The sequence below is a fragment of the Clostridium muellerianum genome, from assembly GCF_012926525.1.
Classification (GTDB): domain Bacteria; phylum Bacillota; class Clostridia; order Clostridiales; family Clostridiaceae; genus Clostridium_AM; species Clostridium_AM muellerianum.
The window spans coordinates 18,065-28,386 of record NZ_JABBNI010000033.1; the positions used below are offsets into that span (position 1 = coordinate 18,065).

A 10,322-nucleotide genomic window follows, 5' to 3' on the forward strand; every position below is an offset into this window, starting at 1 on the left:
AAAAATGTATTATCGAAACAGTGTATTATTTTTTGAAGATGATATGGTAAGGGAGATTCCATGTGATAAAAAAATATATATTTCAAAACAGTTTAAAATAGGAACTAAAGAAGAAAATATTGGAAGCCTAACTTGCTGTAATGAAAATAATATAGCTATATTAAATATTGAAGAAAAACAGATAGAATTAAAACCCTATGAAAAGTATGTGGTTAGTGATAAAAAAAATTTATCAATTGTTTATTTTATAAATGATAGAAAGAAAGTATCAATAAAGAGAAAGAGTTTTATTACTATTGGAAACTCAAAAGACAGCAGTATTTATTTAAAAACTACTAAAGAATTAAAGTTAAGATTAGAAAAAGATAGATTATATAGACTTACAGAACAAGAGATTTATGTGAATGGAAAGTTAGCAAGAGAAAATATAATTATTTTAAGGGAAGATGATTTAATCTTAATTGATAGAATTAAGATTGGTTATCACAAAGATACATTATCTATTGAAGGAGACGCAGCGTCATATGAAACTTCTCTTCACACTATGGATTTAGAAGAAATAAAATTTGAAGGTTTTCCTGAGTACAAAAGATCCCCTAGAATAATTAAAGAGTGTCCAACTGAAACAGTAGATGTTAAAAATCCACCAAGCAAAGGGGAAAGAAGAAAAGGACAGCTGGCAAGAATTATAGTGCCACCAATAGTAATGTTAATTATAACTGTTATTATAAGCATGGTTAGTCCTAGAGGAATATATATTGTCATGAGCATTGCTGCAATGGGAATGAGTGCCGTATTTTCCATAACTTCTTATATAAGTGATAAAGAAGAGGATAAAAGAAAAAATAAGCTTAGAAAAGAAGTTTATGATAAATATCTGTTAAAGCTTAGAAAAAGATTAGACAGCTTAAGAAAAGAGCAAATGGAAGCTTTAAATTATCACAATCCTACATTAAAGCAAATAGATAAAATGACAGAATTCTATAGCAGCAGAATATATGAACGTACATATACTGATGAAGATTTTTTAAGTATAGCAATAGGAAATGCTGATATAGAAGCAAGTTATGAGATGAAGTTCTCTAATGAGTCTATACAACTTGAAAAAGATGAATTACTAGATGAAGTAAATGAAGTTTACAATGAGTTTAGCATGGTGAAAGATATGCCAATTGCTATTGACTTAAAAAAGGCACACTTTGGATTAGTGGGAGAGAAGAAATACGTACATGAGCAACTAAATCTTATATTTGCGGAGCTCACAGTATTTCAAAGCTATAATGATCTGGAAATAATATTAATACATAATGAAAAATATAGGGAAGACTTTGAGTGGTTAAGATGGTATCCTCATTTTAAAATAAGTGCCATAAATGTTAGAGGTCTCATAGATACAGAGGTAGTGAGGGATCAAGTACTTAGCAGTGTTTCTAAAATACTAAAGGATAGAGAAATAAAAGGTAATGAAAACCAGGACAAAATAAGATTTACACCATATTATCTATTTGTTATTGATGAACCAAGTTTAATATTAAATCATTCTATAATGGAACATTTACAAAAATATGATTCTAAATTAGATTTTTCAATAATATACACAAGCCAGTTTAAGGCTAATTTACCTGAAAACATTAAAACAATATTAAAAATTGACAATTATGAATCTGGAACCCTTGTAATAAATGAAGGAGTTCTAGTAAATAAAAAAGTTAAACTCAATCATGTAGATGTAGAGTTAGATAATTTATCTAGAAGATTAGCTTGTTTAAAACATGTTAAAGGAATGAGAAATCAAATTCCAGAGAGTATAACATTTTTTGAAATGTACAATGTCAATAACCCTAAAGAACTAGGAATAGAAAATTTATGGATGAAGAATCAAGCATATAAAACTTTAGCTGTTCCTTTAGGTGTAAGAGGAAAAAATGACTATGTATATTTAAACCTTCATGAAAAGGCTCATGGACCTCATGGACTTATAGCAGGTACTACAGGATCAGGAAAAAGTGAAATAGTGCAATCATATATTTTATCTTTAGCGGTAAATTTTCACCCTTATGAGGTTGGGTTTTTGTTAATTGACTATAAAGGTGGAGGTATGGCTAGTTTATTTAAAAATTTACCCCATTTGCTAGGCACAATTACTAACCTAGATGGTTCTGAAAGTATGAGAGCTATGGCATCAATAAAGAGTGAATTAGCAAGAAGACAGCAGATATTTAATGAATATGAAGTAAATCATATTAATCAATATAATAAGCTATTTAAAAATGGCGAAGCTAAAGAGCCAATGCCTCATTTATTTTTAATTTCCGATGAATTTGCAGAATTAAAAAAAGAACAACCAGATTTCATGAGGGAGTTAGTTAGTGCTGCTCGTATTGGAAGAAGTTTAGGAATTCATTTAATACTGGCAACGCAAAAGCCATCAGGTGTAGTTGATGATCAAATATGGAGTAACTCAAAATTTAAATTGGCATTAAAGGTTCAAAATGAATCAGATAGTAATGAAATTATAAAAACACCAGATGCAGCAAGAATAACTGAACCTGGACGAGCATATTTGCAGGTAGGAAATAACGAAATTTATGAATTATTTCAATCTGCTTGGAGTGGGGCTACTTATGAAGATCATGAGGATGATGATTCAATAGATGATAGAGTATATCTTATTAATCATATAGGACAAGGTCAGCTTTTAAATAGTGACTTAAGTGGTGGTGCTGAAGATTTAAATCTTAAGGCAACAGAACTGGATGTAACTGTTGATTATATAAATAAATTATTTAGCAGCTTACAATTGACAGAGGTGAAAAAACCATGGTTACCACCATTAGAAACTAAAATTACTTCGCCTCATATTGATGAAGATAATATAGTTGACGCAGCAGAATTTAAAGAACTAGATACTAATGTTAGTATTGGTGTTGTAGACATACCAGAAAACCAATCACAAGATGAATATAAATTAAATTTTTCAAAGAATGGAAACTTTGTTATATTTTCATCAGCTGGATTTGGAAAAACTACAACATTGACAACAATTATGTTATCATTGGCAGTTAAAAATTCTCCACAAAATTTGCAATTTTTCGTATTGGACTTTGGTAATTCAGGATTAATACCAATGAAAGAGCTGCCTCACACAAGAGATTATATTAAATTTGATGATTTTGTTAAATTCCAAAAAATGTGCAAGATAATAAATCAGGAAGCAAAGAAGAGAAAAAGGCTTTTAGGTGAAGCAAGTGTGGCTAATTTTACCATGTACAATGAGGTAAGTGATGAAAAATTACCAGCTTTATTTATCATAATAGATAATTATGATGTAATAAAGGAATTTGGAATGGAAGCAGAAGACTTCATTATGAAAATAACTAGAGATGGAGCTGGTATAGGAATATTCACTATAGCAACAGCTTCTCGCCAGAATGCAATTAAATTTGCTGTATTAAATAACTTTAAAAATAAAATAGCACATTATTTGTTTGATGAAACTGAAGCTAGAACTATTATCGGAAAGGGTAACTATACATTACCAGATATACCGGGAAGAGCTATGGTTAAACTAGAAAATGTTAATATAATGCAGGTCTACTGTGGAGTTGATTTTCAAAATGAGTTAGAATATGCAAATAAAATATTAACAATGGTAGGAAAAATGAAGGATCTATATACTGGTGACAGAGTAGAAGGTATAAGAATGCTGCCAGAAATTCTTACAATCAGCAAGCTTAAAGAATTTGCAGATGAAAGAAAATATAAAAATAAAATACCAGTTGGATTAGATGCAGAAAATGTAGGCACTCAATTTATTGAATTAGACGGAGGATTTAAATTAGTAATAGGAGGTACTCAAACTGGTAAGACAAATGTTCTAAAAATAATGCTTTCATTAAGAAAAGATACAGAAACTTATGTATTTGATTCTAAAAGTGGAGAGCTTTATCCATATAAAAATGAAGTTAATGGATATGTTACATCACAAGATGAACAAAGGGAATTTTTGCATAAGATGAAGGAAATAATTGATGAAAGAAAAGATGAATTTGATAAACGTAGAGCAGAAGAACCAGGATTGATGCCAAAAATGTATTATGCTTCATTAAATCCTATTATGGTATTAATAGATGATTGTGATAATTTCACAGTGGAAATAAATTTAATCAAGGACTTACCTGTAAAGGAAATAATAGAAGAAGCAAGTAGCGTAGGTATCACATTTATAGCTAGCGTTCAAGGAAATGGTCTTAAAGGATATGATGAGGTAACTAAAATATTTAAAAAATCTATAGATGCAATTATTTTAGGTAATCCAAATGATCAAACTGTAATTCCAAATTACACCAAGAGTCCACAAATAGCTTCAGACTTAGGGTATATGTATAGCAAAGGTAGGACGCAGTTGATTAAAATGCCTAAAGTGAAATAAATAATATAAGAAATAAATTGAAGGAGGGGAAAATAAAATTTGAAAGGAAAAATATTACCAGCAATTATTATTATGAGCACTGCCATTGCAGCGTCAACCACTTCATTTTATGTTGGAAGACAGGTACAACAAAGGACTTTTCTAACTGAGCAACAACAACAAAGTAAAGAATCAACTAAGATTGCAGTGGTAAATCAGGATCAAGGGACAAGTTATAAGGATAAAAAGGTCAATTATGCATTAGATTTTTTTAAGTCTTTAGATAATGGATATGAAATAACAGATATAGAAGCTGCTATAAAGGGAGTAGAAAGTGGTAAATATGGAGCTATGATTGTAGTTCCCGGAAACTTCTCTAAAAATATAACCTCAATAAATGAAATTACACCATCAAAGGTTAAAATTTACTATCAACCCAATGTTAAATTAACTAAGGAAAACAAACTTATAGTATCAGGTAAAATAAGTGACTTTGAAAAAAATTTAAACAGTAAGCTAAGTTATATGTATTTATCAGGTATATTTGCTGAATTACACGATGGGCAAGATTATGCATCAGACATATTAAAAGATGATGCTGCTGACCTAGATACACTTAATTCTATAAATGATTCAGATATACTAGCATCAATTAAGTTAACTACTTTAGAAAAAAAAGATATTAAATTTAGTAATTTAGATTTAAATAAAGATTTTGATGAAAATAGAAAAGTAATAGATGAAGTTGATAAAAAGTATAGAACTAAAATGTTACCTAAAGAAGCAGAATTAGATGGTATTAAAAAGGAATTTGTGGATGTCTTGATAAATAAAGATACAGGAGTTAAAACCTTCTCAGATAGATTAAAGCAAATGGATAAAGATCAGATAGCGGACAAGTTTTCTGGTAGATATAAGTATAATTACAGTGGGCTAATAAATAACTATGATGTAAATGTATCTGATGTTAATTCATATCTAGAGGATTTAACTAAAGATAAGGGTAAAATAGATGGTTTAGTAGATAAGTATGAAAAACAAACTTTATTAAAGGTAAATGAAAAAGGAAGCAGTGCTATTAAAAAATCTGATGAGAAACTTAAAGACATACAAGAAAAAGCAGATTCAAATTCTGACATTATAAAAAATAATGCTATAAGTGGTTTGGATAACTTGAAAAAAGACATAAAAAATCAAAATGATCCTAAAACACAATCACTTAATGAAGAATATGTATTATATGGACAAATGATAAGTAAATTAAAAGAAACTCATCCGGAAGTTTTTGATGATGTGTACAATCAGACAGTGAAAAATAACGATATTGATTACAGTAAAATATTAAAAAATCCATCAGTGGATTCAAAAAATGATAATTCATTCAAAGATTCCGATGAATTAAAAGAACATATAGTTAAAGGAATTGGTGAAAAGAATGGAAACTTCATAGCATCAAGAAGGAATAATTATAAAAGTATTGATGAAAATGATGCAAATGTTAAGAGTATAAATGACATAATTAGTAATTTAAATAAGGCTAACACTGATTTAAATAAAATATCATCATCAGCAAAATATGTTATGAATGATGAAGACTATAAATATCTTGAAGGTATCTTTGGTCAAGATAAAGATAAACCATTAAGTGAAAGATTGAAGATAAGAGATAGCCTTATTAATGAAATAAAAGCTTCAGTAGATGGATCAAATAAAAAACAGTTGATTTCTACAATTAAAACTAATAACGAAAAAAATGTGAACGGTATAAAAGGAAAAATACAAAAAGAAGTGGAAAAAGTTGTAGAAAATGCAGGTCCAATTACGGTTAAAGATGTAGTAGAGGTATTTAATAAAGACTATATGACCCAATTTAATAGACTTATAAGTCATGCAAATAGTATTGATAAAACACCCGCAAAAGTAGAAGACGATAAAGAAATATTTGAGCTTTTAGAAAAATATGATAAATCTAATGAAAATCTCAACAATAAAGTGACAAAAAAGATAGATGAATACAATAAGGTAGAAGATGAAGTTAGAAAGCAATCCAATGACCATGTCACTGCGATGATGGGAGATTTAAATAAAGGAATTGAAGCGTCTAAAGGTAAATTGGCAAGTGGATTACAGAATGCCAAAGCAATGAAGAAGAGAACAGCAGATTCTAATAAAGAAAGATTGGATTCTTTAGTAAGTGTATTAGGAAATTCAAGATTAGGAACTGTGGAAAATTCAGATTTGTATAGATTTATTACAAAACCTGTATTTGTAGTTCAAAATAAATCACTAGGAGGAAATATAGTTGAACCACAGCAAGATGACAATAATGAACTTAAAGCAGCAGCAGTTTCAACTTTGATTGCATATGTTATGTTAAGACTTGCAATGTTCATTCATAAGAGAAAATAAAACCTAATTTAAATAAGTAGATTAATAAATCCTATATAAGAGACATAGTATAAATGTATTACTTATATAGGATTTGCTATTAATTGGCTGCTATTAAGTAAAAATTTTTGACTAATAGCAAATAGTCACAGAATTTTTCAATTTAAAATTTTAATATAATTAGGGTTCAATTGAAATCATGGTTAAAGTTGATAAGGAGGAAAATAGAAAATGGCTCAAGGAAAAGAAATTAAATTAAATAAACAAATTTTTGATAATGAAATTTCAAAATTAACAAGTTATAAAAATAACTTAATTAAAACAAACAATAATTTTGATAAAGCAAATACTAATTTGAAGAAAAAGTGGTTAGGAGATGGAGGAACTGCATTTATACTTAGTGCTAACGTACTTAAAGCAAATTTTCTCAAAATGACACAAGAGTTACAGGAAGAAATTAATGATTTAAGAAGTGCAAAAATTTCTATGTTTGGTCTGGATTCTAGTTTAGCACATAGTATAACAGAAGCTATTTTGGGACCAGCTATAGGAGGAATTGAAGTAGCTGCAAGCACAGTTGCTAAGCAAGAAAAATAAGTAAGTAATTAATATAATATGATGTTTTAGTTTAAATTACAATTTAAATAAAAACAGAAATAACATATAGAGAGGAAGCGAGAACATGAGCTGTAGATGTAATGATATTTCAAGGTGTACAAGTGATATATTTAAAATAAAAGAAATTAAAGGTTTATTTTCTAATGCAAATAGTACAAATTTTTCTGTGTCAATAGAGTTACAAAGACTGGCAGTGAATTGTATGACAACATTTTCTTGTGTTAATATGGCAGGATTAATGTCTGAAGAAAAAAAGTTAAATAAGGATGTGACAAAGTCACTACCTATGTTAGGTAAAAGGTGTGAAGTTAAAATTCAACAATTAGAATCTCAAAAAAATGCAATGATAATAGAGGATATTGAGTATCATAGCAAAGATGATTAATACTACAAGGAATAGGAGGGATAAAAATGGACTTTAGTTTAGACATAGGTGAATTAACTGCGACAATAAGGGAATATGGAAATACAATAAAGGATTTAGAAGAACAAAAAGAAAATATCAATAAGGCAATTAAAGAACTTACTGACCAAGGTTGGTCAGGTGAAGCAAAAGATAAGTTTATGGAAAATCATATTAAAAAGCAGGAATTTTACACAAATTTAATAGAAAAAATGAAGTATACGAAAAATGCTTTAGAAAGTCAAGAAAAGCCAAGAGCAATTCAATTGAAGAAAAGAAGTGAGAATTTTGAAGCCTGCATAAAAAGAAGTGGAGGCGGAGTAGCTCTTACAAATGACGATTCAGGAATTATTTCACTTCAATATGGAGGGCAATTTCCAATAAACAACAATATTGATGAATGTACAAACGATTATTATAGAAATATGAATTCTAAATTTGTAGAAATACTAAGTTTGGTAAACAGCCTAAGTTTTACAACGTTTCCGATTGCAGGTGATGTTCTCAATTTACAAAATTCACTAAGAAATCAAACAGAAAGTTTGACAGATTTTAAAGCTTCCTTTAATGAATATTGTAATGGCGTAAGAGATATGGAAGATAATATATGCTCAGTATTTTCAAAAATATCAGGAATAACTGAAGGAATATCCCATATTAGAGGTATGTCCATTATTTCAGAAAATGGACAAGTAGATAAGAATAAAGTAATAGAATTAATGCTGAAAGATCCAGGAAAGTTAACAACAGAAGAAAAACAAATGCTAGAATATGCAAAAATTGTTTTAGGTGAAGATGAATGCAAGAAATTACTTGATAGTGTTCAAGGACCTACATTAGAAGAAGCAGCAGAGTTAGCAGATCATATTTATTTTACTAAAACCGTTGAAGAAGCAAAAAAAGATGAATTACTTGGTGGATGGAAATTAGATTATGTTAAAGAACCAGATCCAGGAAAGTATAGCGTAAAAATAGGGGTATATAAAAGAATCAAACCTAATGGAGAAGTAGAATATGCATTGGTTAATAGAGGTTCTAGAGATTTTGTTAAATATTGGAAAAAGGATTGGAAGAATAATGCTCAACAAGTTGTTGGAGCGTCAGATGATATGAAATTATCAATAAAGTTTGCAGATCAGTTTGTACAAGGTCATCCTGATGCAAATATAACATTTGTTGGGCATTCAAAAGGTGGAGCAGAAGCTGCTGCCAATGCAATAAAAACGAATCAAAATTGCATAGTGTTTAATCCAGCAGCAGTTAATATAAAGGCTAATGGATTAAGCAAAGAAAAAGCAGGATATAAAGGGAATATGACTTCATATATTGTGAAAGGTGAAGTTATAAATGACTTTGATAGTAAGATAGTAAAACCAATAGATAAGGCAGTTTATTTACCAGAACAATATCATAATAGGGATTACAATCCTGGACATATGTGGGACAATGCAGTTGCCAACCACTTAATGCCAGCAGTAAAAGCTTCAATAAATGAAGAAGAGCAAAAGGAACAAGGTAAAGGAGAAAATTAATTATGGGTAAAAAAAATTTTTTTATTGTATCAATTTTAATTATTATAGCTTGTTCTTTAGGTTCATATTATTTGTTTAGGGAAAGAAGCAATAAAAGTGATGAGGAGGGAAATAAGATGTATAATGTAGGGATTTATAAAGATACTTCAGCATGGGAATTAGCACTAGCAGTAAGAGATGAAAAAACTAAAACTATAGAAAAGATAGTGAAAGATAATCCTAAATTATTAAATTATCAAGATCCAAAATATGGTGTGACCTTATTATTATGGTCAGTGGGTACAGAAAGGTATAAATCAGCAGAAGAATTATTAAAGTGTGGTGCAGATCCCAATATAGCATCAACAAATACTGGAGAAACGCCACTTTTTACAGCAGCAGGCTATTCTTGGATAGATAATGATTATAAAAAGGATGCTAAATATGTAAAGCTATTGTTAAAGTATGGTGCTAATCCAAATAAAAATAATATGAAAGAAAATAAGCCTGGCTTTGTAAAAACAGTATTTGATCCCGGAGAAAGTCCATTAATGAATTCAATTGGATGTGGAATTGAGAAAACAAAAGCTTTAGTTGAAGCTGGAGCTGATATTAATTGCAAAACCAAAAATGGATATACTGCAGCAATTAATGCTTTGCAATATGGAACAGGTGATACTAAAACTGTGGAATATGCATATTATCTCATTGTAGAGAAAAAAGCAAAAGTAAATGAGTCATATCATAGGTCAGAAGCTGTTACAATGTCTGATGATAATCCGAATGATAAATTTTATCCAGTCGATTCATTAAGGTATTGGATTCCTGAACTGGGATCAAAAGAATACAAAATGAAGATGGAAATTGTTAAGGAATTTGCCAATCAAGGAGTAAATTATTGGAACACTAAGATTCCTAAAAATAAGTTATCACAGATTAAAAAACTTTATCCAGATACCTGGGAAGAATATATAAAGAAATATTAGGGCTG

6 protein-coding genes are annotated in these 10,322 nt (G+C 29.2%); all 6 read left to right on the forward strand.

Annotated elements, in window-relative coordinates; translation table 11 throughout:
* Positions 1-4 precede the first annotated feature (4 nt).
* The 6 genes from essC (at position 5) to HBE96_RS15810 (ending at position 10,317) form a co-directional block, all read left to right on the forward strand.
* Entirely contained in the window at positions 5-4,432 is a 4,428-nt protein-coding gene (gene essC, locus HBE96_RS15785) for a type VII secretion protein EssC (RefSeq protein WP_169298699.1), read from the forward strand.
* Positions 4,433-4,471: 39 nt separating this feature from the next.
* On the forward strand, positions 4,472-6,820 hold the full coding sequence (locus tag HBE96_RS15790) for a YhgE/Pip domain-containing protein (protein WP_169298700.1): 2,349 nt from the start codon (positions 4,472-4,474) through the stop codon (positions 6,818-6,820).
* Between the two features lie 210 nt (positions 6,821-7,030).
* Positions 7,031-7,396 (forward strand): hypothetical protein, encoded by a 366-nt coding sequence (locus HBE96_RS15795; RefSeq protein ID WP_169298701.1) that lies wholly within the window; start codon positions 7,031-7,033, stop codon positions 7,394-7,396.
* An 85-nt stretch (positions 7,397-7,481) separates the two neighbouring features.
* Positions 7,482-7,802 (forward strand): hypothetical protein, encoded by a 321-nt coding sequence (locus HBE96_RS15800; protein ID WP_169298702.1) that lies wholly within the window; start codon positions 7,482-7,484, stop codon positions 7,800-7,802.
* Between the two features lie 26 nt (positions 7,803-7,828).
* Positions 7,829-9,352, forward strand: a complete 1,524-nt coding sequence (locus HBE96_RS15805; RefSeq protein ID WP_169298703.1) for a Tle-like phospholipase domain-containing protein — start codon at positions 7,829-7,831, stop codon at positions 9,350-9,352.
* A gap of 2 nt (positions 9,353-9,354) precedes the next feature.
* Complete coding sequence (locus HBE96_RS15810; protein ID WP_169298704.1) at positions 9,355-10,317, forward strand: ankyrin repeat domain-containing protein; 963 nt, start codon at positions 9,355-9,357, stop codon at positions 10,315-10,317.
* Positions 10,318-10,322 lie beyond the last annotated feature (5 nt).

Coding starts and splice junctions, on each gene's coding strand:
- essC (WP_169298699.1), top strand. CDS start 5: ATGTATTATCGAAACAGTGTATTATTTTTTGAAGATGATATGGTAAGG.
- HBE96_RS15795 (WP_169298701.1), top strand. CDS start 7,031: ATGGCTCAAGGAAAAGAAATTAAATTAAATAAACAAATTTTTGATAAT.
- HBE96_RS15800 (WP_169298702.1), top strand. CDS start 7,482: ATGAGCTGTAGATGTAATGATATTTCAAGGTGTACAAGTGATATATTT.
- HBE96_RS15805 (WP_169298703.1), top strand. CDS start 7,829: ATGGACTTTAGTTTAGACATAGGTGAATTAACTGCGACAATAAGGGAA.
- HBE96_RS15810 (WP_169298704.1), top strand. CDS start 9,355: ATGGGTAAAAAAAATTTTTTTATTGTATCAATTTTAATTATTATAGCT.